This window comes from Shigella dysenteriae (assembly GCF_022354085.1).
Taxonomy (GTDB): domain Bacteria; phylum Pseudomonadota; class Gammaproteobacteria; order Enterobacterales; family Enterobacteriaceae; genus Escherichia; species Escherichia coli.
Genome location: NZ_CP055055.1, coordinates 204,919 through 226,242 on the forward strand (window position 1 = coordinate 204,919; position 21,324 = coordinate 226,242).

General features: G+C 52.9%; 31 protein-coding genes and 2 pseudogenes. All 33 read left to right on the top strand.

Annotated features, from left to right (window positions below):
* Positions 1 to 159: 159 nt before the first annotated feature.
* The 33 genes and pseudogenes from HUZ68_RS01000 (at position 160) to HUZ68_RS01160 (ending at position 21,315) form a co-directional block, all read left to right on the top strand.
* Positions 160 to 339: a DUF4222 domain-containing protein gene (locus HUZ68_RS01000; RefSeq protein WP_001188051.1), complete on the top strand. Its 180-nt coding sequence runs from the start codon at positions 160 to 162 to the stop codon at positions 337 to 339.
* Positions 329 to 1,270, top strand: a complete 942-nt coding sequence (locus tag HUZ68_RS01005) for a helix-turn-helix domain-containing protein (protein ID WP_021518078.1) — start codon at positions 329 to 331, stop codon at positions 1,268 to 1,270. Before HUZ68_RS01000 ends, HUZ68_RS01005 begins: the two co-directional genes overlap by 11 nt.
* Positions 1,267 to 1,350: pseudogene (locus HUZ68_RS01010) on the top strand (hypothetical protein); the annotation flags it as partial. The gene HUZ68_RS01005 and the pseudogene HUZ68_RS01010, both read left to right, overlap by 4 nt.
* A 14-nt stretch (positions 1,351 to 1,364) precedes the next feature.
* The gene (locus HUZ68_RS01015) at positions 1,365 to 2,018 is read left to right on the top strand and encodes a phage N-6-adenine-methyltransferase (protein WP_000066917.1); all 654 of its coding nucleotides are present in this window, start codon (positions 1,365 to 1,367) and stop codon (positions 2,016 to 2,018) included.
* Complete coding sequence (locus HUZ68_RS01020) at positions 2,015 to 2,341, top strand: LexA family protein (protein WP_000210154.1); 327 nt, start codon at positions 2,015 to 2,017, stop codon at positions 2,339 to 2,341. The genes HUZ68_RS01015 and HUZ68_RS01020 overlap by 4 nt, the downstream gene beginning before the upstream one ends.
* On the top strand, positions 2,338 to 2,727 hold the full coding sequence (locus HUZ68_RS01025) for a RusA family crossover junction endodeoxyribonuclease (protein ID WP_000767134.1): 390 nt from the start codon (positions 2,338 to 2,340) through the stop codon (positions 2,725 to 2,727). Before HUZ68_RS01020 ends, HUZ68_RS01025 begins: the two co-directional genes overlap by 4 nt.
* A 19-nt stretch (positions 2,728 to 2,746) precedes the next feature.
* A complete protein-coding gene (locus tag HUZ68_RS01030; RefSeq protein ID WP_239594008.1) occupies positions 2,747 to 3,556 on the top strand; it encodes a KilA-N domain-containing protein in 810 nt (269 codons plus the stop codon).
* Between the two features lie 7 nt (positions 3,557 to 3,563).
* Positions 3,564 to 4,553 carry a DUF968 domain-containing protein gene (locus HUZ68_RS01035; protein WP_224690286.1) on the top strand — a complete coding sequence of 330 codons (990 nt, stop codon included), beginning with the start codon at positions 3,564 to 3,566 and terminating at the stop codon, positions 4,551 to 4,553.
* A 13-nt stretch (positions 4,554 to 4,566) separates the two neighbouring features.
* On the top strand, positions 4,567 to 5,319 hold the full coding sequence (locus tag HUZ68_RS01040; RefSeq protein ID WP_001047106.1) for an antitermination protein Q: 753 nt from the start codon (positions 4,567 to 4,569) through the stop codon (positions 5,317 to 5,319).
* Positions 5,320 to 5,571: 252 nt separating this feature from the next.
* Positions 5,572 to 5,775, top strand: coding sequence for a hypothetical protein (locus HUZ68_RS01045; RefSeq protein ID WP_000917724.1), 204 nt, complete (start codon positions 5,572 to 5,574; stop codon positions 5,773 to 5,775).
* A 150-nt stretch (positions 5,776 to 5,925) separates the two neighbouring features.
* The gene (locus HUZ68_RS01050) at positions 5,926 to 6,978 is read left to right on the top strand and encodes a DNA-methyltransferase (protein WP_000799659.1); all 1,053 of its coding nucleotides are present in this window, start codon (positions 5,926 to 5,928) and stop codon (positions 6,976 to 6,978) included.
* A gap of 76 nt (positions 6,979 to 7,054) precedes the next feature.
* Complete coding sequence (locus tag HUZ68_RS01055; RefSeq protein ID WP_001120502.1) at positions 7,055 to 7,390, top strand: phage holin, lambda family; 336 nt, start codon at positions 7,055 to 7,057, stop codon at positions 7,388 to 7,390.
* Positions 7,391 to 7,393: 3 nt separating this feature from the next.
* Entirely contained in the window at positions 7,394 to 7,870 is a 477-nt protein-coding gene (locus HUZ68_RS01060; protein ID WP_001148534.1) for a glycoside hydrolase family 24 protein, read from the top strand.
* Positions 7,854 to 8,123, top strand: a pseudogene (locus HUZ68_RS01065) (DUF2570 domain-containing protein); the annotation flags it as partial. The gene HUZ68_RS01060 and the pseudogene HUZ68_RS01065, both read left to right, overlap by 17 nt.
* Positions 8,065 to 8,403 carry an Rz1-like lysis system protein LysC gene (lysC, locus tag HUZ68_RS25070; RefSeq protein ID WP_089584763.1) on the top strand — a complete coding sequence of 113 codons (339 nt, stop codon included), beginning with the start codon at positions 8,065 to 8,067 and terminating at the stop codon, positions 8,401 to 8,403. The pseudogene HUZ68_RS01065 and the gene lysC, both read left to right, overlap by 59 nt.
* A 26-nt stretch (positions 8,404 to 8,429) precedes the next feature.
* Positions 8,430 to 8,780 carry an HNH endonuclease gene (locus HUZ68_RS01075; RefSeq protein ID WP_029396331.1) on the top strand — a complete coding sequence of 117 codons (351 nt, stop codon included), beginning with the start codon at positions 8,430 to 8,432 and terminating at the stop codon, positions 8,778 to 8,780.
* 125 nt (positions 8,781 to 8,905) lie between these two features.
* On the top strand, positions 8,906 to 9,391 hold the full coding sequence (locus HUZ68_RS01080; RefSeq protein WP_000929174.1) for a phage terminase small subunit P27 family: 486 nt from the start codon (positions 8,906 to 8,908) through the stop codon (positions 9,389 to 9,391).
* 13 nt (positions 9,392 to 9,404) lie between these two features.
* Positions 9,405 to 11,138, top strand: a complete 1,734-nt coding sequence (locus HUZ68_RS01085; RefSeq protein WP_000088153.1) for a terminase large subunit — start codon at positions 9,405 to 9,407, stop codon at positions 11,136 to 11,138.
* Positions 11,139 to 11,149: 11 nt separating this feature from the next.
* Positions 11,150 to 11,332, top strand: coding sequence for a protein YmfR (ymfR, locus tag HUZ68_RS01090; RefSeq protein WP_000605606.1), 183 nt, complete (start codon positions 11,150 to 11,152; stop codon positions 11,330 to 11,332).
* Positions 11,332 to 12,594, top strand: a complete 1,263-nt coding sequence (locus tag HUZ68_RS01095) for a phage portal protein (protein WP_089606754.1) — start codon at positions 11,332 to 11,334, stop codon at positions 12,592 to 12,594. Before ymfR ends, HUZ68_RS01095 begins: the two co-directional genes overlap by 1 nt.
* Positions 12,572 to 13,222, top strand: a complete 651-nt coding sequence (locus HUZ68_RS01100; RefSeq protein ID WP_001193634.1) for an HK97 family phage prohead protease — start codon at positions 12,572 to 12,574, stop codon at positions 13,220 to 13,222. Before HUZ68_RS01095 ends, HUZ68_RS01100 begins: the two co-directional genes overlap by 23 nt.
* Positions 13,223 to 13,236: 14 nt before the next feature.
* Complete coding sequence (locus HUZ68_RS01105) at positions 13,237 to 14,442, top strand: phage major capsid protein (protein ID WP_000257507.1); 1,206 nt, start codon at positions 13,237 to 13,239, stop codon at positions 14,440 to 14,442.
* Between the two features lie 49 nt (positions 14,443 to 14,491).
* Positions 14,492 to 14,692: a hypothetical protein gene (locus tag HUZ68_RS01110; RefSeq protein ID WP_000601360.1), complete on the top strand. Its 201-nt coding sequence runs from the start codon at positions 14,492 to 14,494 to the stop codon at positions 14,690 to 14,692.
* Between the two features lie 2 nt (positions 14,693 to 14,694).
* Entirely contained in the window at positions 14,695 to 15,018 is a 324-nt protein-coding gene (locus tag HUZ68_RS01115; protein WP_000927711.1) for a head-tail connector protein, read from the top strand.
* Entirely contained in the window at positions 15,015 to 15,425 is a 411-nt protein-coding gene (locus tag HUZ68_RS01120; RefSeq protein WP_079904302.1) for a phage head closure protein, read from the top strand. The genes HUZ68_RS01115 and HUZ68_RS01120 overlap by 4 nt, the downstream gene beginning before the upstream one ends.
* Positions 15,400 to 15,906 (top strand): hypothetical protein, encoded by a 507-nt coding sequence (locus tag HUZ68_RS01125; protein ID WP_000213502.1) that lies wholly within the window; start codon positions 15,400 to 15,402, stop codon positions 15,904 to 15,906. Before HUZ68_RS01120 ends, HUZ68_RS01125 begins: the two co-directional genes overlap by 26 nt.
* Entirely contained in the window at positions 15,903 to 16,463 is a 561-nt protein-coding gene (locus tag HUZ68_RS01130; RefSeq protein ID WP_000779296.1) for a phage tail terminator protein, read from the top strand. Before HUZ68_RS01125 ends, HUZ68_RS01130 begins: the two co-directional genes overlap by 4 nt.
* A gap of 8 nt (positions 16,464 to 16,471) precedes the next feature.
* Positions 16,472 to 16,642 (top strand): DUF2635 domain-containing protein, encoded by a 171-nt coding sequence (locus HUZ68_RS01135; RefSeq protein ID WP_032225398.1) that lies wholly within the window; start codon positions 16,472 to 16,474, stop codon positions 16,640 to 16,642.
* On the top strand, positions 16,626 to 18,122 hold the full coding sequence (locus HUZ68_RS01140; protein WP_000155715.1) for a phage tail sheath subtilisin-like domain-containing protein: 1,497 nt from the start codon (positions 16,626 to 16,628) through the stop codon (positions 18,120 to 18,122). Before HUZ68_RS01135 ends, HUZ68_RS01140 begins: the two co-directional genes overlap by 17 nt.
* Positions 18,122 to 18,478, top strand: a complete 357-nt coding sequence (locus tag HUZ68_RS01145; protein ID WP_000090998.1) for a phage tail tube protein — start codon at positions 18,122 to 18,124, stop codon at positions 18,476 to 18,478. Before HUZ68_RS01140 ends, HUZ68_RS01145 begins: the two co-directional genes overlap by 1 nt.
* Positions 18,478 to 18,747, top strand: a complete 270-nt coding sequence (locus HUZ68_RS01150) for a phage tail assembly protein (protein WP_000661047.1) — start codon at positions 18,478 to 18,480, stop codon at positions 18,745 to 18,747. Before HUZ68_RS01145 ends, HUZ68_RS01150 begins: the two co-directional genes overlap by 1 nt.
* A 141-nt stretch (positions 18,748 to 18,888) precedes the next feature.
* Positions 18,889 to 20,721, top strand: a complete 1,833-nt coding sequence (locus tag HUZ68_RS01155) for a phage tail tape measure protein (protein ID WP_001752121.1) — start codon at positions 18,889 to 18,891, stop codon at positions 20,719 to 20,721.
* A 99-nt stretch (positions 20,722 to 20,820) separates the two neighbouring features.
* Complete coding sequence (locus HUZ68_RS01160; protein WP_023277704.1) at positions 20,821 to 21,315, top strand: hypothetical protein; 495 nt, start codon at positions 20,821 to 20,823, stop codon at positions 21,313 to 21,315.
* Positions 21,316 to 21,324 lie beyond the last annotated feature (9 nt).

Below are 21,324 nucleotides of genomic sequence, written 5' to 3' on the forward strand. Positions count from 1 at the left end.
CTACCGTCGCTCGCAACTGATTGCGCTTCCTGTACCGGGTGGAAAAGCGAAGGTGGAGTATTGCTATGCAGTGAATGTACCAGGTGACAGGGAAATTGTAACCCACAGATTTGCAGAGTGGGCTGTGGGTGATTTCAACCGGCAGAAGGAGACAGTCCTTTGCAACAAGTTAACCGCTGGTTCAAAGATCACTACGGAGTGCCCGTCAGAGTCATTCGTTGGGAACCGGAAACACAACGGGTTATCTACCTCCGCGAAGGCTATGAGCATGAGTGCTTCAGCCCGCTCGAACAGTTTCGTCGTAAATTCAGGGAAATAGAGGTCGGTCATGAGCACTAAATTAACCGGCTATGTATGGGATGGTTGCGCTGCGTCAGGCATGAAGTTATCCAGCGTGGCAATTATGGCCCGCCTGGCTGATTTCAGTAATGACGAAGGTGTGTGTTGGCCATCAATTGAAACCATTGCCCGCCAGATTGGCGCGGGGATGAGTACCGTCAGAACGGCTATCGCACGGCTGGAAGCAGAAGGCTGGTTAACGCGTAAGGCGCGTCGCCAGGGTAACCGCAATGCGTCGAATGTTTATCAGCTTAACGTTGCGAAGCTTCAGGCAGCGGCATTTTCTCAACTGTCAGATTCTGACCCGTCAAAATCTGACGCATCAAAATCTGACCCGTCAAAATTTGATGCGTCGAAATCTGGCAAAAAAGCGGGTTTTCACCCGTCAGAATCTGGCGGGGATCCGTCAGTAAAATCAAAACATGAACCGTCAGATAAAAAACCTTCTCGTCCGGACGCTTCGCAACCGGACACGCAGACGGATGAACAGGATTTTTTAACTCGCCATCCTGATGCGGTTGTATTCAGCCCTAAAAAGCGCCAGTGGGGAACGCAGGATGATTTGACCTGCGCACAGTGGCTCTGGAAAAAAATCATCGCCCTGTACGAGCAGGCCGCCGAATGTGACGGCGAGGTGGTTCGTCCCAAAGAACCGAACTGGACAGCCTGGGCAAACGAAATTCGCCTGATGTGTGTGCAGGATGGTCGTACTCACAAACAAATCTGCGAGATGTACAGCCGCGTCAGCCGCGATCCGTTCTGGTGCCGTAACGTGCTCAGCCCGTCGAAGTTGCGGGAAAAATGGGATGAGCTTTCCCTGCGCTTATCGCCGTCCGTCAGCACGCACACAGAAAAACGTGAAGACCCGTACTTCAAAGCCAGTTACGACAACGTGGACTACAGCCAGATCCCGGCAGGATTCAGGGGGTGATCATGAGTCTGTTAAATGACGTTCAGAAATTCATTGAAGCCCATCCGGGCTGTACTTCCGGAGACATTGCGGATGCTTTTTACGTGGGGGCTTAATGAGTAATAAATATTGCCAGGCGCTGGTAGAACTGCGGAACAAACCAGCCCATGAACTGAAGGAAGTGGGCGATCAGTGGCGCACGCCGGACAACATTTTCTGGGGAATTAACACTCTGTTTGGCCCGTTTGTTCTGGATCTGTTTACTGACGGTGATAACGCCAAATGTGCCGCGTATTACACGGCGGAAGATAACGCGCTGGCGCATGACTGGTCAGAACGTCTTGCGGAGCTTAAAGGTGCTGCCTTTGGTAATCCCCCATACAGCCGCGCCAGTCAGCATGAGGGGCAATACATCACCGGCATGCGTTACATCATGAAACATGCCAGTGCCATGCGTGATAAGGGCGGGCGCTATGTTTTCCTGATCAAAGCTGCCACCAGCGAAGTGTGGTGGCCGGAAGATGCGGACCATATTGCTTTTATTCGCGGGCGTATTGGTTTTGAACTGCCTGCCTGGTTTATCCCGAAGGATGAGAAGCAGGTGCCGACAGGCGCTTTCTTCGCTGGTGCTATTGCTGTTTTCGACAAGACCTGGAAGGGACCGGCAATCAGCTACATCGGGCGCGATGAACTTGAGGCATGTGGTGAGGCCTTTCTGGCGCAGGTTCGCCAGCAGGCAGAAAAACTGGTCAGGGAGATGGCGGCATGACGACGTTAACTCAATGCCAGCAGCAGGTGCTGGATATGCTGATTTCTTATCAGAAAGAACGTGGCTTCCCGCCAACCAATCAGGAGGTGGCAACCATGCTGGGATACCGTTCAGTGAATGCAGCGGTGGAGCATCTTCGTGCACTGGAGAAAAAAGGCGTCATCACGATAAAGCGTGGCGTGGCCCGGGGCATCACGCTTCATACCGCGGTGAAGGACGACGACAGCGAAGCGGTCGGTATCATCCGCGCACTGCTTGCCGGTGAGGAGAACGCCAGGTTGCGTGCAGCCCACTGGTTACATGAGAGGGGCTTGAAAGTATGAAGTTGATCCTTCCTTTCCCGCCCAGTGTGAACACGTACTGGCGACACCCCAACAAAGGGGCATTTGCTGGTAAGAGCCTGATAAGCGAGGCGGGGCGAAAATTTCAGAGCGCGGCGTGCGCAGCAATAGTTGAGCAGTTACGTCGTCTGCCGAAACCAACGTCGGCACCTGCTTCAGTGGAGATCGTGTTGTTTCCGCCGGATAACCGGATCCGTGATCTGGACAACTATAACAAGGCGCTGTTTGACGCCCTGACCCACGCGGGTGTGTGGGAAGACGACAGACAGGTGAAAAGAATGCTGGTGGAGTGGGGACCGGTTATCCCGAAAGGGAAGGTCGAGATCACTATCAGTAAGTACGAGAAAACGGCGGGTGCAGCCGCCTGATCAAGAGGAGAAACGAAGTATGAATAATCTGATGGTCATTGATGGTATTGAAGTTCGTCGTGATGCTTATGGACGTTACAGCCTGAACGATCTGCATCGCGCAGCAGTAGCATCTGGTGCAAATGCCAGAACCAAGGAGCCAGGAAAGTTTCTTTCCAGCCAACAAACTGTTGAGCTTGTTCATGAATTGACCAACACCCAGAATTTGGGTTTTGACCCGGTGAGTGTGATTCATGGGGGAAATGAACGGGGAACGTATGTCTGCAAGGAACTGGTGTATGCCTATGCAATGTGGATCAGCCCGTCATTCCATCTGAAGGTGATCCGTACTTTCGATATGGTAACCAGCGCACCGGAAAAATTATCCGGGCAGGCTGCTGACAAGATGCAGGCTGGTGTGATTCTGCTGGACTTTATGCGCAGGGAGTTAAACCTGTCTAACTCATCAGTGCTTGGTGCCTGTCAGAAACTCCAGGAGGCTGTTGGCTTACCGAATCTGGCACCGCGCTATGCCATTGATGCTCCTGCTGACGCGCCTGATGGCTCAAGTCGCCCCACGCTGTCGCTGAGTGCACTGCTGAAACAGTATGGTATCCGCCTTACGGCTAATCAGGCATATCACCAGATGGCGAAGCTGGGGATCGTTGAACAACGCGAACGATACAGCCGTACCGCGATTAACAACATCAAAAAATTCTGGTCGCTGACAGCGAAAGGCTGCATGTTCGGCAAGAACATCACCAGTCCCGCAAATCCGCGCGAGACGCAGCCGCATTTCTTCGAATCCCGATTCCCTGAGCTGTTAAAGCTGCTCGATACCGTTCATTGAGGTGACCGTGAGAGCACTACTGACCCCTGAAATTGCCCCGCGTATGGGGATCGTATTGTTCAGGCCAGGTTCAGAGCTGATGCCCCTGTTTATGCAGGGGCGTGTCCTGCTGGAGCCTGAGCCGGAACGTTATTCATCTTTCGCCAGTGGTGCCGTTCCGGCGGCATCACAACCGCTGGCGGATGATCCTGCCGTTCGGGCCGTGTTCCGCAATGAGGCAGTGATCCGTCGTGCTGGTGGCGTGGAATGTCTTGAAAGCTGGTTACTTCGTGAAAAAGGCTGCCAGTGGCCTCATTCCGACTGGCACAGCGAGAACATGACCACAATGCGACACGCTCCGGGTGCAATCCGTCTGTGCTGGCACTGCGATAACCAGCTGCGCGATCAGTTCACGGAACGGCTGGAATCAATGGCAACGGATAACTGTGCCCGCTGGGTGTTGTCTGTTGTGCGTCGGGATCTCGGTTTTGATGACAGTCACGTTGTGACAATGCCGGAACTGTGCTGGTGGCTGATTCGTAATGATCTGGCGGATGCCTTACCGGAAAGTGCAGCCCGTAAGGCACTGAGATTACCGAAGCCTGTTGTGCCGTCTGTTACCCGGGAAAGTGACCTTGTGCCTTCGGTTCCTGCCACCAGCATCATCCAGGATAAGGCGAAAAAGGTGCTGGCGCTGAAAGTGGATCCGGAGTCGCCGGAGTCTTTTATGTTACGCCCAAAACGTCGCCGCTGGGTTAATGAAAAGTACACGCGCTGGGTTAAGACACAGCCGTGTGCATGTTGTGGAAAGCCTGCTGATGATCCCCACCACCTGATAGGCCACGGTCAGGGGGGAATGGGGACAAAAACGCATGACCTCTTTGTGTTGCCTTTGTGCAGAAAGCATCACGACGAGCTGCATGCAGATACCGTGGCATTTGAAGAGAAGTATGGCTCTCAGCTGGAGCTGATATTTCGTTTTATCGATCGTGCGCTGGCAATTGGCGTATTGGCGTAAGTGGAGAACGAGCATGAACCTTGAAGCCTTACCAAAATATTACTCCCCAAAATCTCCAAAATTGAGCGATGACGCACCGGCGACAGGCTCAGGTGGTTTAACGATTACGGATGTGATGGCTGCGCAGGGGATGGTGCAGTCGAAAGCACCGCTTGGGTTTGCCTTATTCCTGGCAAAAGTTGGTGTTCAGGATCCTCAGTTTGCGATTGAAGGTCTGCTCAATTACGCGATGGCACTGGATAACCCGACATTGAATAAATTGAGTGAAGAAACCCGGTTACAGATCATCCCTTACCTTGTGAATTTTGCCTTTGCTGATTATTCCAGGTCTGCGGCAAGTAAGGCTCGCTGTGAGCATTGTGCAGGTACTGGATTTCATAATGTATTGCGCGAAGTAGTGAAACACTCCAGAAGCGGTGAATCTGTTATCAAGGAGGAGTGGGTGAAGGAACTATGTCAGCATTGTCATGGTAAGGGAGAAGTCAGCACAGCGTGCAGAGGGTGTAAGGGGAAAGGTATTGTCCTGGATGAAAAAAGGACCCGGCTTCATGGCACGCCTGTTTATAAGATTTGTGGGCGTTGCAATGGAAACCGGTTTAGCCGTTTACCAACCACACTGGCGCGGCATCATGTCCAGAAGCTGGTACCGGATCTGACGGATTATCAGTGGTACAAAGGATATGCAGATGTCATTGATAAACTGGTTACAAAGTGCTGGCAGGAAGAAGCATATGCAGAGACACAATTGAGAAAAGTGACAAGATAAATGATTTTCGCCGAAGATGGCGACATGATGCTTGCATTTTTCAAAAAATATGGATAAGATTTTCCCAACGATGGGCTTTGTATGTCTACCGTTGATAAGATTTAAGAACCCGCCACTGAGCGGGTTTTTTGTACCTGTAAACTTGGTGCAGTACAGTAAACACGCTGGTGGTCGTGAATACTGACTTTTTATCTTGCTGGATTTTTAGACAAGAGTTATTGGTATGTCATGTTAACCAGAAGGGAAAAAGACATGCTAAAACAGCAAGATATGACAGAAACCGCCGCCGCAGTCCTTCATTTCTTACCTGCTGACAAGTGGGTAACGCCACGCATGATGACGAGAACTACCGGAGTAAGCGAAGCCCGGTGCCAGTTAATACTGACTCAGTTAGTTCTGGCGGGTCTGGCGAAGGATAACGGCGGATACGGGAATAAATTCAGACGCTGCCAGTAATGGCGGTTTCCTGCTGTGAAAATGGGCGGCTGGTGGGTGTTGGTAGCACCTGCCAGCCATTCGCTCATGCTTACTGGTCACAAGCGAACCACGGCCCACTGCTTTAGCGCAAAAGCAGAGTGAGCCTACCAGAGTTACGCTTACTGATCCATGAAAAATACTGTAAAAATAAACAGTGTTGATTTAATCAACGCTGATTGCCTGCATTTTATTCAGTCCCTGCCTGATGATTCCATTGACCTGATTGTTACCGATCCGCCGTACTTCAAGGTGAAACCCAACGGCTGGGACAATCAGTGGAAAGGGGACGAAGATTACCTTAAGTGGCTGGACCACTGTCTGGCCCAGTTCTGGCGGGTGTTAAAACCTGCCGGAAGCCTTTACCTGTTCTGTGGGCATCGCCTGGCATCTGATATTGAGATCATGATGCGTGAACGTTTCAACGTGCTTAACCATATCATCTGGGCGAAGCCGTCCGGACGTTGGAATGGGTGTAATAAAGAAAGTCTGCGTGCATATTTTCCTGCCACAGAGCGCGTTCTGTTTGCTGAACATTACCAGGGGCCATATCGCGGCAAAAGTGACGGCTATGCGGCAAAAGAAAGGGAACTCAAACAGCACATAATGGCACCGCTGATATCGTATTTCAGGGATGCTCGTGCCGAACTGGGTATAACGGCAAAACAAATTGCCGAAGCCACAGGTAAGAAAAATATGGTTTCCCACTGGTTTGGTGCCAGTCAGTGGCAGTTGCCGAATGAGGCTGACTATCGGAAGTTACAGGCACTGTTTTCCCGTATAGCGGCAGAGAAGTTTCAGGAACAACAACTGGAACAACCACACCACCAGCTGGTGGCATCTTATGATTCACTGAATCGCAAATATTCTGAATTGCTGGATGAGTTTAAATCTCTCCGGCGCTATTTCTCCGTATCAGTCTCCGTGCCTTATACCGATGTCTGGACGCATAAGCCCGTTCAGTTCTACCCGGGTAAACATCCGTGCGAGAAACCGGCGGATATGCTCCGGCAAATAATCAATGCCAGTAGTCGACCAGGTGATCTGGTTGCTGATTTCTTTATGGGATCCGGTTCCACAATAAAAGCAGCAATGGCGCTGGGGCGTCGGGCGTTAGGTGTTGAGCTTGAGTCAGAGCGGTTTAATCAGACGGTGAAAGAGGTAAGTGAACTGGTGGGGAAATAATTCTGGTGGCCACGTTGCGTGGCCTTTTTATTTCCAACACAGCACCCGCAAATATCGCGAGGTGAGAGATGACGAAATGCCTCATAACCCAAATACCTGGCCGGACTGGCTGGAGTTGTTTCAGAGCTGGTGGCGTGGAGACACACCGCTGGGTGCAGTGATTATGTCGATCGTTATGGCTGGTTTGCGCATCGCCTATTTTGGCGGTGGTGGTGGCTGGAAGCGAAAAACGCTCGAGATTTTGCTATGTGGCGCTCTGACGCTGACCTTTGCATCCGCTCTTGAATATGTCGGATGGCCTAAATCGCTTTCTGTTGCCATTGGTGGTGGCGTGGGGCTGATCGGTGTCGATGCTATTCGTGGGGCTGCAATGCGAGTAATCGGTAACAAATTTGGTAGCTCGAAGGAGTAATTTATGCAGGCACTAAATTCCCAGCGTAAAGCTTTCCTGGATATGGTGGCATGGTCAGAAGGAACGGATAACGGGCGACAACCGACACGTAACCACGGTTATGATGTTATTGTTGGTGGCGAACTGTTCACTGATTACTCCGATCACCCTCGCAAACTTGTCACGCTAAACCCCAAACTCAAATCAACAGCTGCCGGACGTTACCAGCTTCTTTCACGCTGGTGGGATGCTTACCGTAAACAGCTTGGCCTGAAAGATTTTTCTCCAGAAAGCCAGGACGCTGTAGCTCTGCAGCAGATTAAAGAGCGTGGTGCTTTACCGATGATTGACCGCGGCAGTATTCGTCAGGCAATCGACCGTTGCAGCAATATCTGGGCGTCGTTACCTGGTGCAGGTTACGGTCAGTATGAACATAAAATCGGTGACCTGATTGCCCGATTTAAAAAAGCTGGTGGGGTAGTAAATGAAGCTGAGATATAAGCTGGTTATTGTTGCCTTCGTTGTTAGCGTCATTGGTTCCTTCATCTGGTCTGCTGGACATTACTACAGCAAATATCAGCACGAAAAGGAGCGTGCTGATGAGGCTGTACGAAATGCTGAATCAGCAACTGCCATTACCCGTAACGTTCTGCAATCACTGCAAATCATCAATACAGTTATAGAGGCTAACCAGCATGCAAAACAGCAGATCGCACTGGAGTCACAGAGAACCCAGGAAGATATCAAAGTGGCTGTTGCGGATGATGATTGTGCTTCACGTCATGTGCCTGCTGCCGCTGCTGACCGGTTGCGGAAGTACGCGAACAGTTTACGTACCGATTCCGGCGGTACCGTTGCCAGCAAGCCTGACTACTGAAACTCCCCAGCCAGTCATTCCCGAGCCGCTGACCTATGGGGCCAGTCTGGATCTGAATGTGAGCCTGCTTTCGGCGTTGGGACAATGCAATATTGACAAAGCGGGGATTCGAAGTATCGAGATGCGCCGTAACGCTTTGCTGGCAGCAGGCAAATAGTCCGGACAAAGAACAGGAATATATTTATGCCCCCTCGAACTCCAAAAGCCTGCCGCGTTCGCGGCTGCCGTAATACCACGACAGACCCGTCAGGCTACTGCGAAAGCCACAAAAGCGAAGGCTGGAAGCAATACAAGTCAGGACAATCCCGTCATCAGCGCGGTTATGGTTCTAAGTGGGATGTTATCCGTGTGCGTGTGCTGCAACGTGACAAAGGCCTGTGTCAGTTATGTCTGCGTGCTGGTGTGGCGCGTGAAGCGAAAACCGTTGACCACATCATCCCTAAAGCGCATGGCGGCACCGATGCAGACAGTAATCTGCAGAGCCTGTGCTGGCCGTGCCATAAGACGAAGACGGCCCGTGAACGGCTAAAGTGATAATAATTCTCAACTGCCTGAGGGGAGGGGCGGGTCAAATCCCTGTGGCCTGACGTCTTCCGGACTGCCCGCCCCATCGTTTTTTTATACCCGCGAAAAATGAAATTTAACCAGGAGTGCCGCATATGGCTGGAACGGCGGGGCGTTCCGGGCGTCGCCCCAAGCCAACGGCGCGCAAGGCGCTGGCCGGAAACCCCGGCAAGCGAGCCCTGAACAAAGATGAACCTGTTTTTACGCCCATCAAAGGTGTTGAGCCACCGGAGTGGTTCGCAGAAGAAGATCTCCCTCTCGCCACGATCATGTGGCAACTGACAACCAAAGAACTCTGCGGTCAGGGCCTGCTGTGCGTGACTGACCTGGCGGTACTTGAGCGGTGGTGTGTGGCCTATGAGTTCTGGCGACGTGCCGTGAAAAATATTGCCAGACAGGGTAACACCATCACCGGTGCAATGGGTGGCATGGTCAAAAATCCGGAGCTGACCGCCAAGAAAGAACAGGAGTCCGAGATGAGCAGCACGGGGGCAATGCTCGGACTCGACCCCAGCAGCCGCCAGCGTCTGATTGGCCTGGCGGGGAAGAAGAAAGCCACTAACCCGTTTCTGACAATCTGAAAATCATCGAATCATGAGCCGGAAATCTTACCCCAACGTAAATGCTGCCAATCAGTATGCCCGGGATGTCGTGCGCGGAAAGATTGTGGCCTGCCAGTTTGTGATTCAGGCCTGCCAGCGCCATCTTGATGACCTGATGGCGGAAAAAAGTAAGTCGTTTCGTTACCGCTTCGACAAGGACCTGGCTGAACGGGCCGCCAAATTTATTCAGCTGTTGCCGCACACCAAGGGTGAGTGGGCATTTAAGAGGATGCCCATCACGCTGGAGCCGTGGCAGCTCTTTGTGATCTGCTGCGCGTTTGGCTGGGTCAATAAAGGCTCCCGGCTGCGCCGCTTCCGTGAGGTGTATACCGAAATCCCCCGTAAGAACGGCAAATCGGCAATCTCTGCCGGTGTCGCCCTGTATTGTTTTGCCTGTGATAACGAGTTTGGCGCGGAAGTGTATTCTGGTGCTACGACAGAGAAACAGGCGTGGGAAGTCTTTCGCCCGGCGCGACTGATGTGTAAACGCACACCCATGCTGACGGAAGCGTTCGGGATTGAGGTTAACGCCTCAAACATGAACCGTCCGGAGGATGGCGCGCGGTTTGAACCGCTGATCGGTAACCCCGGTGATGGATCATCACCCCACTGTGCGGTGGTGGATGAATATCACGAGCACGCCACCGATGCGCTTTACACCACGATGCTTACCGGGATGGGGGCGCGACGTCAGCCACTGATGTGGGCCATTACTACTGCCGGGTACAACATTGAGGGGCCGTGCTACGACAAGCGGCGGGAAGTCATCGAGATGCTCAACGGCTCGGTGCCCAACGATGAACTGTTCGGGATCATCTATACCGTTGATGAAGGTGATGACTGGACCGACCCGCAGGTGCTGGAAAAAGCTAACCCGAATATTGGCGTGTCGGTTTATCGCGAATTTTTGTTAAGTCAGCAGCAGCGTGCGAAAAATAACGCCCGTCTGGCAAACGTCTTTAAAACAAAACACCTCAATATCTGGGTGTCGGCGCGTTCGGCGTATTTCAACCTGGTGAGCTGGCAGAGCTGCGAGGATAAATCACTGACCCTTGAGCAGTTCGAGGGGCAACCGTGCATTCTGGCCTTTGACCTGGCGCGTAAGCTGGATATGAACAGCATGGCGCGACTTTATACCCGCGAGATTGACGGTAAAACGCATTACTACAGTGTGGCTCCGCGCTTCTGGGTACCGTATGACACGGTGTACAGCGTCGAGAAAAATGAAGATCGCCGGACAGCCGAACGCTTTCAGAAATGGGTGGAAATGGGCGTTCTGACCGTTACCGATGGTGCGGAGGTGGATTATCGCTACATCCTCGAGGAGGCCAAAGCGGCGAACAAAATCAGCCCGGTCAGTGAGTCACCCATCGACCCCTTCGGGGCGACCGGGTTGTCACATGACCTTGCTGATGAAGACCTGAATCCCGTCACTATCATTCAGAACTACACCAACATGTCCGACCCGATGAAAGAGCTGGAAGCGGCAATTGAATCGGGGCGCTTTCATCATGATGGCAATCCCATCATGACCTGGTGTATCGGCAACGTGGTCGGCAAAACCATTCCGGGTAACGATGATGTGGTGAAGCCCGTCAAAGAGCAGGCGGAAAACAAAATCGATGGTGCAGTTGCGCTGATTATGGCGGTTGGCAGAGCCATGCTGTACGAGAAAGAAGACACGCTGTCTGACCACATTGAGTCCTATGGGATCCGCTCGCTTTAACTGAGGTAATTATGATCATGCTGATTCTCGCGCCTCTGGTGGGCGTGCTGGGGGCGCTTTTGCTGGCGTATGGTGCCTGGCTGATTTATCCCCCGGCGGGGTTTGTTGTTGCCGGGGCGTTGTGCCTGTTCTGGTCGTGGCTGGTGGCGCGATATCTCGACCGTACACAGTCGTCTGTCGGCGGAGGTAAATAGTGTTCTTTTCGGGATTATTTCAACGATTTTCGGGATTATTTCAACGAAAAAGTGACGCACCGGTGACCACGCCAGCAGAGCTGGCGGATGCCATCGGGCTGTCGTATGACACCTATACCGGAAAGCAGATCAGCAGTCAGCGGGCCATGCGACTGACGGCGGTTTTTTCCTGCGTCAGAGTGCTGGCAGAGTCGGTCGGGATGTTGCCCTGCAACCTGTATCACCTGAACGGCAGCCTGAAGCAGAGAGCCACCGGCGAACGTCTGCATAAACTGATCTCCACGCATCCCAATGGCTATATGACGCCGCAGGAGTTCTGGGAGCTGGTGGTCACCTGTCTGTGCCTGCGGGGAAACTTTTACGCCTACAAAGTGAAAGCATTTGGCGAAGTGGCTGAACTGCTGCCCGTCGATCCCGGCTGTGTGGTACCGAAGCTTAACAGTAGCTGGGAGCCGATCTATCAGGTCACATTCCCGGACGGCTCCACGGATGTACTGAGCCAGGAAGATATCTGGCATGTGCGCACGCTGACGCTGGACGGTCTGGTGGGACTGAATCCCATCGCCTATGCCCGCGAGGCAATATCGCTGGCAGCTGCGACCGAAGAGCACGGGGCCAGACTGTTCAGCAATGGTGCGGTGACGTCCGGTGTGTTGCGTACAGAGCAGACGCTGTCGGATCAGGCTTATGAGCGCCTGAAGAAAGATTTTGAGGAGCGTCACACCGGGCTTGGCAATGCTCACCGCCCGATGATCCTTGAGATGGGGCTGGACTGGAAGTCGATGGCGCTGAACGCCGAGGACAGCCAGTTCCTGGAAACCCGCAAGTTTCAGCTTGAAGAAATCTGTCGTCTGTTCCGGGTGCCATTGCACATGGTGCAGAACACCGATCGCGCCACCTTCAACAATATCGAAGAGCTGGGGCTGGGATTTATCAACTATTCACTGGTGCCGTATCTGACCCGCATTGAGCAGCGGATCAACACCGGACTGGTACGAAAAAGTAAGCAGGGCGTTTATTACGCCAAATTTAACGCCGGGGCGTTACTGCGCGGGGATATGAAGTCCCGTTTTGAAGCCTACGCCACCGGTATCAACTGGGGAATTTACTCTCCCAATGACTGCCGCGACCTGGAAGATATGAATCCGCGTCCCGGTGGGGATGTCTATCTCACACCGATGAATATGACCACGAAACCCTCCGATGGCAGTAAAGCCGGTAAGCAGAAGGATAACGCCAATGCAGACGAAACAACGTCTTGATGTACCGCTGAGTCTGAAATCTGTCAGTGACTCCGGTGAGTTTGAAGGGTATGGCTCCGTCTTTGGTGTAAAGGACAGCCACGATGATGTGGTGATGTCAGGGGCATTTGCTGCTTCCCTGCGGGCGTGGAGTGACAGAAAAGCGTTACCTGCGCTGCTCTGGCAGCACCGCATGGATGAACCCATCGGTGTTTACACCGAAATGAAGGAAGACGATGTCGGGCTTTACGTCAGGGGACGGTTGCTTATTGATGATGATCCCCTCGCAAAACGCGCACATGCACACATGAAGGCCGGTTCGTTAACCGGCCTTTCTATTGGGTACGTCCTGAAAGACTGGGAATACGACCGGACGAAAGAAGCCTTTCTGCTGAAAGAAATCGACCTCTGGGAAGTCAGTCTGGTGACGTTCCCGTCTAACGACGAGGCGCGGATCAGCGACGTCAAGAACGCGCTGGCCCGCGGGGAAATCCCCGAACAGAAAAAAATCGAAAGAGTCCTGCGTGATGTCGGACTCTCCCGTACCCAGGCCAAAGCATTCATGGCCGGGGGCTATGGCGCACTGTCCCTGCGCGACGCTGAGGATGTGAGCTCTGCACTGAATGCACTGAAAAATCTGAACTTCTAATCAGGAGAAATACGATGGCGGTAGATATTAAAGATGTCGAACAGGTCGCGCAGGAGCTGCAGCAGAAGTTTGACGACTTCAAAGCAAAGAACGACAAGCGCGTGGATGCGATTGAGCAGGAAAAAGGCAAGCTTGCCGGGCAGGTGGAAACCCTGAACGGGAAACTCAGCGAGCTGGAAAACCTCAAAAGCGATCTTGAAAAAGAGCTGCTTGAGCTGAAACGTCCGGCAGGTGGTGCGCAAAATAAACTGGCCACCGAGCATAAAGAAGCGTTTGTGGGCTTCCTGCGTAAAGGCCGTGAAGACGGTCTGCGCGATCTGGAGCGTAAGGCATTGCAGGTGGGTACCGATGAAGACGGTGGCTACGCCGTGCCGGAAGAACTGGATCGCAACATTCTTAACCTGCTGAAAGATGAAGTGGTGATGCGTCAGGAAGCCACGGTGATCACCGTTGGCGGTTCCGACTACAAAAAACTGGTGAATCTGGGCGGTACGGCTTCCGGATGGGTGGGGGAAACGGATACGCGATCCCAGACTGCCACCTCCAGACTGGAGCTGATTGAACCTCTCATGGGGGAAATTTACGGCAACCCGCAGGCTACCCAGAAAATGCTGGACGATGCCTTCTTCAACGTGGAGGCCTGGATCAACAGCGAGCTGGCAACCGAATTTGCCGAACAGGAAGAAATTGCCTTTACCTCAGGCGATGGCACCAAGAAGCCGAAAGGGTTCCTGGCGTATGAATCCACTGATGAAACCGACAAGGTCCGGGCGTTCGGCAAACTTCAGCATATTGTATCCGGCGAAGCGACCGCGGTGACCGCAGACGCCATAATCAAACTGATTTACACGCTGCGTAAGGCACACCGCACTGGCGCGAAGTTCATGATGAACAACAACAGCCTGTTTGCCATCCGTCTGCTGAAAGACACCGAGGGTAACTATCTGTGGCGTCCGGGGCTGGAACTGGGGCAGCCGTCCTCTCTGGCGGGTTACGGTATCGCTGAAAACGAACAGATGCCGGATATCGCCGCTGATGCGAAAGCCATTGCATTTGGTAACTTCAAACGGGGTTACACCATCGTTGACCGTATCGGCACCCGCATTCTGCGTGACCCGTACACCAATAAACCGTTTGTCGGTTTTTATACCACCAAGCGCACCGGCGGGATGCTGGTCGATTCGCAGGCCATCAAACTGCTGAAGATTGCAGCGGCGTAATCACTCAGGGGCGTGGAACCGCGCCCCCTGTTCTGACGGGTGAAGAATCATGATCCTGAAACAAGATCTGAAATGGTCACCGGACGGTATGCGTGTTGAGGTCATTCGGGCCGGTGAGTATGACGACGGGGCGCTTCCTGCCCGGGTGCAGGAGATTGCACTTCAGGCCGGGTTAGCAGAGCGCGGAATCAGTGCAAAAAGCAGTAAAGCGGCAAAAGAGAAAAAAGCCACGACCAGTAAAGAGGGCTGAGTATGCTTCTGACAATGGAAGAGATTAAAGCCCAACTCCGGCTGGATGAGGATTTCGATGCTGATGACCGCCATCTGCAACTGCTGGCCTGTGCGGCGCAAAAGCGGACGGAAACGTATCTGAACCGGAAGCTCTATGCACCGGATGAAACCATTCCGGACAGCGATCCGGACGGGCTGCACCTGCCGGATGATATTCGTCTGGGGATGCTGATGCTTATCAGCCATTTTTACGAAAACCGCTCGTCGGTTACGGAAGTGGAGAAACTCGACATGCCGCAGAGTTTTGGCTGGCTTGTCGGCCCGTACAGGTACTTTCCGCAATGAAAATTCGTCAGGCGCAGACCAGCGCAACCTACATTCTGCCGGACCCCGGTGAACTGAATAAACGCGTCCTGATCCGCCAGCGGGTGGATATGCCCGCGGATAACTTTGGCGTGGAGCCTCAATACCCGGTTGCGTTCCGGACATGGGCGAAGGTTGTCCAGACCAGTGCCACCACCTGGCAGGAAACCGCGCAGACCGGTGACGCCATCACCCATTACATCACCATTCGTTACCGCCGGGGGATCACCGCTGATTATGAGGTGGTCTGGGGTGACAGTGTGTACCGGGTGAAACGTCAGCGCGATCTGAACGGGGCGCGGCGCTTTCTGCTGCTGGAGTGTACGGAGCTGGGCGAATGTAGGCAGAGTCACGGAGGCAACAATGACGACTTCCTTTTTGCACGTTGATTTTCAGCAGCCCGCGGAGATGCGCTTTAACCGCGCCCGTGTCCGGCGGGCGTTTGTCACGATTGGTCAGCGTCATATGCGTGATGCCCGTCGGCTGGTGATGCGCCGTGCGCGGTCGGCACCGGGTGAAAACCCCGGTTATCAGACCGGACGCCTGGCTCGTTCGATTGGTTACATGGTACCCAGAGCCAGTAAACATCGCCCTGGTTTTATGGCACGTATAGCCCCTAACCAGCGTAATGGAGAGGGAAACCGCCGTATCACCGGTGATTTTTATCCGGCTTTTTTGTTCTATGGCGTGAGGCGAGGTGCAAAGCGTCGTCGCAGCCATCATCGTGGTGCATCCGGTGGCAGCGGCTGGCGACTGGCTCCACGTAATAACTTCATGGTGGAAACGCTTGAAAAGAACCGCAGCTGGACACGCTATTTTCTGGCGCGGGAATTGCGTAAATCACTGAAGCCGGAGCGACGACACAGATGAAACTGACGCCTGTTATTGCTGCGCTGCGTGCCCGCTGCCCGTATTTTGAAAACCGGGTGGCAGGCGCGGCACAGTTCAAAAATCTGCCGGAGGTCGGAAAGCTGAGACTCCCGGCGGCGTATGTGGTACCGGGGGATGATTCTCCGGGAGAAAACAAAAGCCAGACCGACTACTGGCAGGAGCTGAAAGAGGGCTTCTCCGTGGTTGTCATACTGAGTAACGGGCGTGATGAGCGCGGTCAGTTTGCTTCGTATGATGTGGTGGACGATGTCCGGCAGATGCTCTTTAAGGCCCTGCTGGGCTGGAACCCGGAAGCGTGCGGTAACCCGATTACCTATGACGGCGGCACGCTGCTGGATCTGAATCGTCATGAGCTGATTTATCAGTTCGATTTTTCGGTCATCAGCGAGCTGACCGAAGACGATACCCGCCAGCAGGATGAGCTGAACAGTCTGGATGAACTGCGAACGCTGGCGATTGATGTTGATTATCTCGATCCCGGTAACGGGCCTGACGGCGATATCGAACATCACACCGAAATAACCCTTCCTTCCTGAGGATCCTCATGTTTGTCAAACCTGTTAAAGGGCGGTCAGTGCCTGACCCTGCCCACGGCGACCTTTTGCCCGCCGAAGGGCGAAATGTTGATGAGAACAACTACTGGCTGCGCCGTGAAGCAGCGGGTGATATCCGGCGCGTGAATAAAAAGGTGAACACCGATGACGATAAGCTTTAACACCATTCCGTCGAATACGCTGGTTCCGCTGTTTTATGCGGAAATGGATAACCAGGCTGCGAATACTGCACAGGACAGCGGAGCATCGCTGCTGATTGGTCATGCCAATAACGGTGCAGAGATTGTTGCCAACAGTCTGGTGCTGATGCCGTCGGCAGACTATGCACGCCAGATTTGTGGTGCGGGAAGTCAGCTGGCGCGTATGGTCGAGGCTTATCGCCAGACCGACCCGTTTGGTGAACTGTATGTAATTGCCGTTCCTGAATCAACGGGCGCGGCGGCAACGGTTACGCTGACGGTGACCGGGGCGGCAACCGAAACCGGCACGGTGAATGTTTATGTGGGACGTACCCGCGTGCAGGCACCGGTGACCAACGGCGATAACGTCACGACGATTGCCAGCAGTATCAAAGATGCCATTAATGCCGTTCCGGCCCTGCCGTTTACGGCCTCATCTTCGGCAGGCGTGGTCACGCTGACCGCGCGTCATAAGGGGCTTTGCGGGAATGAAATTCCTGTCAGCCTCAATTACTACGGCTTTGGTGGGGGCGAAGTGCTGCCAGCGGGCGTACAGATTGCTGTGGCGACGGGGAGCGCCGGAACGGGCGCTCCGGTTCTCACCGGCGCGGTGGCTGCAATGGCGGATGAGCCGTTTGATTATATTGGCCTGCCGTTCAACGACACGGCCTCCGTTAACACGCTGGTGACAGAGATGAACGATACCAGCGGTCGCTGGAGCTATGCGCGTCAGCTGTATGGTCATGTGTATACGGCAAAGATCGGCACGCTGTCAGAACTGGTGAACGCAGGTGACCAGTTTAACCAGCAGCACATTACCCTGGCGGGATACGAAAAAGAGACCCAGACGCCTGCCGACGAGCTGGCGGCAAGCCGTACCGCCCGCGCAGCGGTGTTTATTCGCAACGATCCGGCACGTCCCACGCAGACCGGTGAGCTGGTGGGTATGCTGCCTGCGCCGAAGGGGAAACGGTTCACGATGACCGAACAACAGACCCTGCTGTCTCATGGCGTGGCAACGGCGTATGTCGAAAGCGGGGTGCTGCGCATTCAGCGTGATGTCACCACGTACAGGAAAAACGCTTACGGTGTTGCGGATAACAGCTACCTCGACAGCGAGACGCTGCATACCAGCGCGTATGTGCTGCGCAAACTGAAATCCGTCATTACCAGTAAGTACGGGCGTCACAAGCTTGCCAGCGACGGTACCCGCTTTGGTCCCGGTCAGGCGATTGTCACACCGGCGGTGATCAAAGGGGAACTGCTGGCAACCTACCGTCAGCTTGAGCGTGCGGGGATCGTGGAAAACTACGAACTGTTTAAGCAGTACCTGGTTGTGGAGCGTGATGCCAGCGATCCGAACCGCCTGAACACGCTGTTCCCGCCTGACTATGTTAACCAGTTGCGTGTCTTTGCCGTGGTTAACCAGTTCCGTCTTCAGTATTCAGAGGAGTCTGCATAATGGCCCGTATCGGGGGAACCTGTTATTTCAAAATTGACGGTCAGCAGCTATCGCTGACCGGCGGCATTGAGGTGCCCATGAACAGGACGGTCAATGATGACATCATCGGCCTGGACGGTTCAGTGGACCGCAAGGAAACTCACCGTGCGCCTTATGTCAAAGGGACCTTCAAGGTGCCGAAGAATTTTCCGGTGAGCAAAATCACCTCGTCTGATGAGATGACCATCACTGCCGAGCTGGCGAACGGTCAGGTCTATGTATTGTCGTCCGCCTGGCTGCACGGCGAAGCGAACCATAATGCCGAAGAAGGCACGGTTGATCTTGAGTTCCACGGTGAAGAAGGGGATTACCAGTAATGAAAGAGCTTGAGTTAAAGAAACCGATTATCGCTCATGGTGAGACACTCTCCGTACTGGAGTTTGATGAACCCACCGGGAAGGATGTCCGCGAGCTGGGGTATCCCTACCAGATGAATCAGGATGAGTCAGTCAGACTTCTGGCGCATGTGGTGTCGAAATACATTGTGCGGCTGGCGAAAGTGCCGCAAAGCTCTGTCGACCAGATGTCTCCGGCAGACCTGAATGCAGCGGCGTGGCTTGTGGCTGGTTTTTTCCTCCAGGCCTGACGGCTGAATACCTCACTGATCGCTTCTTTGACTGCGCCAGCTACTGGCGCATTAATCCTTTCGAATTGCTGAATATGCCGATCAGTGAAATTCCCTTGCTGGTCGGTCAGGCAAACAGGATAGAGCAGGAGAAACGCACACATGGCGGAATTTGAGCTTAAGGCGTTGATCACCGGTGTCGACAGGCTTTCTCCCGCGCTGTCGAAAATGCAAAAGAAAATCCGGGGATTTAAACGCCAGGCGGAAGAAGCGTCACAGGGTGGGCTGGCGCTTGGTGGCGGACTGGCAGCGGGTCTGACGCTTTCCCTGAAATCTTATGCCGATCAGGAAAACGCCGCCACCGGGCTGAAAGTCGCCATGATGGATGCGAACGGCGAGGTCGGAAAGAGCTTTCAGGACATCAATAAACTGGCTATTGGCCTGGGTAACCAGCTACCCGGTACAACGGCTGATTTCCAGAACATGATGCAGATGCTGGTGCGTCAGGGGATCCCGGCAGAAAATATTCTTGGCGGTGTGGGTAAAGCGACAGCTTATCTTGCGGTACAACTGAAAAAAACACCGGAAGCGGCTGCTGAGTTTGCTGCAAAGATGCAGGATGCTACCGGAACGGCGTCAGAAGACATGATGGGGCTGTTCGACACTATCCAGAAGGCGTTTTATCTGGGTGTTGACGATACCAACATGTTGTCCTTCTTCACTAAAACCAGCTCTGTTCTGAAGATGGTGAACAAGGACGGTCTTCAGGCTGCACAGAGCCTTGCCCCCATCAGCGTCATGATGGATCAGATGGGGATGAACGGGGAGTCGGCAGGTAACGCCCTGCGAAAAGTTATCCAGTCCGGATTAAGCGTTAAGAAAATCAGGGACGTCAATAAAATCATGGCCCGCCAGAAACTCGGGGTACAGCTCGATTTTACTGACGGCAAAGGAAGTTTTGGCGGTCTTGATAACATGTTCAGGCAACTGGCAAAGCTGCGAAAACTGACCGACGTTAAGCGAACAGGTGTACTTAAGGCAATATTTGGTGATGATGCCGAAACCCTTCAGGTGGTCAATGCACTAATCGATAAAGGAAAGGATGGCTACGATCAGATCCAGCAGAAGATGAATAAACAGGCCAGCCTGAATAAACGTGTTCAGGCCCAGCTTGGTACGCTGTCCAACCTGTGGGAGGCAATGACGGGGACCGCAACTAACGGCCTTGCGGCTATTGGCGGCGCATTTTCTGGTGACGCCAAAAATATCACGCAATGGCTGGGGGAGTTAGGGGAAAAATTCACGAAGTTTGCGGATGAAAATCCCCGGGTTATTCGCGGCGTCGTCGGGCTTGCTGCCGGTCTTGCGATTCTGAAACTGGGATTGATGGGCGTTGGCGGTGCCATCAGTATTGTCAGCAGGATTATGTCGATGACGCCGATTGGCATGATTGCGACGGCGATTGCTCTGGCTGCGGGATTAATTATCACTAACTGGGATGTTGTCGGACCTTATTTCAAGAAGCTCTGGGAAACCATTGGTCCTTATTTTGAGGCAGGTTGGGAACTTCTGAAGAAGGTTTTTGCCTGGTCGCCGCTGGGGATGGTGATCAATAACTGGGGACCGGTTGTTAAGTGGTTTCAGGATATGTGGGACAAGCTGAAGCCAATTATTGAGTGGTTTACCGACAGTTCCGGTGACACGGTCGATGCCATTAACTCTGCGCAGTGGGGCGCGGGTGCTTATGATGCTTATGGGACGGGAATACCGGCGCGGGGATACACACCTTATCCGGCGGTGGATCCGGCTCAGTCAAACAACGCCTCCGATGCCACAGGCTCGAATCCCTTCATGATTAACAAAGCTTCTGTGCCAAAAGTTGATGGTGAGATCAAGGTCTCTTTTGTGAATTCGCCTCCGGGTATGCGGGTTATGGAAACGCGATCCAGCGGTTTTGATGTCAGCCATGATGTTGGCTATACGCGGTTCAGGTAGTGTACAAAATGATTAATGTGTTTTTGTCTGGCATAATTTGGGTTTTCAGCTTTAAGTAGTTAATATAATCATTCCTTACAAATGATTGAAGGGATGATTATGCGTATCTTTGTTTTTTTTATATCTGCACTTTTATCTTTTAACTTGGCTGCGGAAGAGTGTAAGTTCAGCTTTAATGAGTCAGAATTAATCTCTTCTATAGGTATTGCACCAGTTAAGCAAGAGATAATAAAGGATGAAGGAATAACTAAGCGGCAATATGAATTCAGAAGAGAATTATCTTCTGAAGAAATGCTTAGTGATGACGCTGATGAAAAATATGAGCCGCAGTTTTATATATCTGTTTATAATCCATCATGCCCACAAAAGGTTATTGTTTGGTTTTTCAAAGACAATAAAAACACAATGGATTTAAGTAATGAGGTCCTTGCTGGTAGAGCGTTCAAGTATTTAACTGGTGTTAATGAAAGTATTTTTGAAAATAAAATGAAAAAGTTTTTAAAGGTACAGTCATTTGAATCTTTTGATGAAAGGACAGATTCTAAATTTATAAAGAGTGGTAATATTTATTCCATTGATGTTCAACTCAGATAGTAATTAAAA

Bases quoted from the DNA above. Each gene is read 5' to 3' on its own strand.
- HUZ68_RS01135 (WP_032225398.1), top strand. From the start codon at position 16,472: ATGTTTGTCAAACCTGTTAAAGGGCGGTCAGTGCCTGACCCTGCCCAC.
- HUZ68_RS01025 (WP_000767134.1), top strand. From the start codon at position 2,338: ATGAAGTTGATCCTTCCTTTCCCGCCCAGTGTGAACACGTACTGGCGA.
- lysC (WP_089584763.1), top strand. From the start codon at position 8,065: ATGCAAAACAGCAGATCGCACTGGAGTCACAGAGAACCCAGGAAGATA.
- HUZ68_RS01130 (WP_000779296.1), top strand. From the start codon at position 15,903: ATGAAACTGACGCCTGTTATTGCTGCGCTGCGTGCCCGCTGCCCGTAT.
- HUZ68_RS01075 (WP_029396331.1), top strand. From the start codon at position 8,430: ATGCCCCCTCGAACTCCAAAAGCCTGCCGCGTTCGCGGCTGCCGTAAT.
- HUZ68_RS01040 (WP_001047106.1), top strand. From the start codon at position 4,567: ATGAACCTTGAAGCCTTACCAAAATATTACTCCCCAAAATCTCCAAAA.
- HUZ68_RS01060 (WP_001148534.1), top strand. From the start codon at position 7,394: ATGCAGGCACTAAATTCCCAGCGTAAAGCTTTCCTGGATATGGTGGCA.
- HUZ68_RS01105 (WP_000257507.1), top strand. From the start codon at position 13,237: ATGGCGGTAGATATTAAAGATGTCGAACAGGTCGCGCAGGAGCTGCAG.
- HUZ68_RS01120 (WP_079904302.1), top strand. From the start codon at position 15,015: ATGAAAATTCGTCAGGCGCAGACCAGCGCAACCTACATTCTGCCGGAC.
- HUZ68_RS01110 (WP_000601360.1), top strand. From the start codon at position 14,492: ATGATCCTGAAACAAGATCTGAAATGGTCACCGGACGGTATGCGTGTT.
- HUZ68_RS01015 (WP_000066917.1), top strand. From the start codon at position 1,365: ATGAGTAATAAATATTGCCAGGCGCTGGTAGAACTGCGGAACAAACCA.
- ymfR (WP_000605606.1), top strand. From the start codon at position 11,150: ATGATCATGCTGATTCTCGCGCCTCTGGTGGGCGTGCTGGGGGCGCTT.
- HUZ68_RS01125 (WP_000213502.1), top strand. From the start codon at position 15,400: ATGACGACTTCCTTTTTGCACGTTGATTTTCAGCAGCCCGCGGAGATG.
- HUZ68_RS01150 (WP_000661047.1), top strand. From the start codon at position 18,478: ATGAAAGAGCTTGAGTTAAAGAAACCGATTATCGCTCATGGTGAGACA.
- HUZ68_RS01155 (WP_001752121.1), top strand. From the start codon at position 18,889: ATGGCGGAATTTGAGCTTAAGGCGTTGATCACCGGTGTCGACAGGCTT.
- HUZ68_RS01045 (WP_000917724.1), top strand. From the start codon at position 5,572: ATGCTAAAACAGCAAGATATGACAGAAACCGCCGCCGCAGTCCTTCAT.
- HUZ68_RS01080 (WP_000929174.1), top strand. From the start codon at position 8,906: ATGGCTGGAACGGCGGGGCGTTCCGGGCGTCGCCCCAAGCCAACGGCG.
- HUZ68_RS01115 (WP_000927711.1), top strand. From the start codon at position 14,695: ATGCTTCTGACAATGGAAGAGATTAAAGCCCAACTCCGGCTGGATGAG.
- HUZ68_RS01055 (WP_001120502.1), top strand. From the start codon at position 7,055: ATGCCTCATAACCCAAATACCTGGCCGGACTGGCTGGAGTTGTTTCAG.
- HUZ68_RS01160 (WP_023277704.1), top strand. From the start codon at position 20,821: ATGCGTATCTTTGTTTTTTTTATATCTGCACTTTTATCTTTTAACTTG.
- HUZ68_RS01050 (WP_000799659.1), top strand. From the start codon at position 5,926: ATGAAAAATACTGTAAAAATAAACAGTGTTGATTTAATCAACGCTGAT.
- HUZ68_RS01145 (WP_000090998.1), top strand. From the start codon at position 18,122: ATGGCCCGTATCGGGGGAACCTGTTATTTCAAAATTGACGGTCAGCAG.
- HUZ68_RS01140 (WP_000155715.1), top strand. From the start codon at position 16,626: ATGACGATAAGCTTTAACACCATTCCGTCGAATACGCTGGTTCCGCTG.
- HUZ68_RS01030 (WP_239594008.1), top strand. From the start codon at position 2,747: ATGAATAATCTGATGGTCATTGATGGTATTGAAGTTCGTCGTGATGCT.
- HUZ68_RS01085 (WP_000088153.1), top strand. From the start codon at position 9,405: ATGAGCCGGAAATCTTACCCCAACGTAAATGCTGCCAATCAGTATGCC.
- HUZ68_RS01020 (WP_000210154.1), top strand. From the start codon at position 2,015: ATGACGACGTTAACTCAATGCCAGCAGCAGGTGCTGGATATGCTGATT.
- HUZ68_RS01100 (WP_001193634.1), top strand. From the start codon at position 12,572: ATGCAGACGAAACAACGTCTTGATGTACCGCTGAGTCTGAAATCTGTC.
- HUZ68_RS01005 (WP_021518078.1), top strand. From the start codon at position 329: ATGAGCACTAAATTAACCGGCTATGTATGGGATGGTTGCGCTGCGTCA.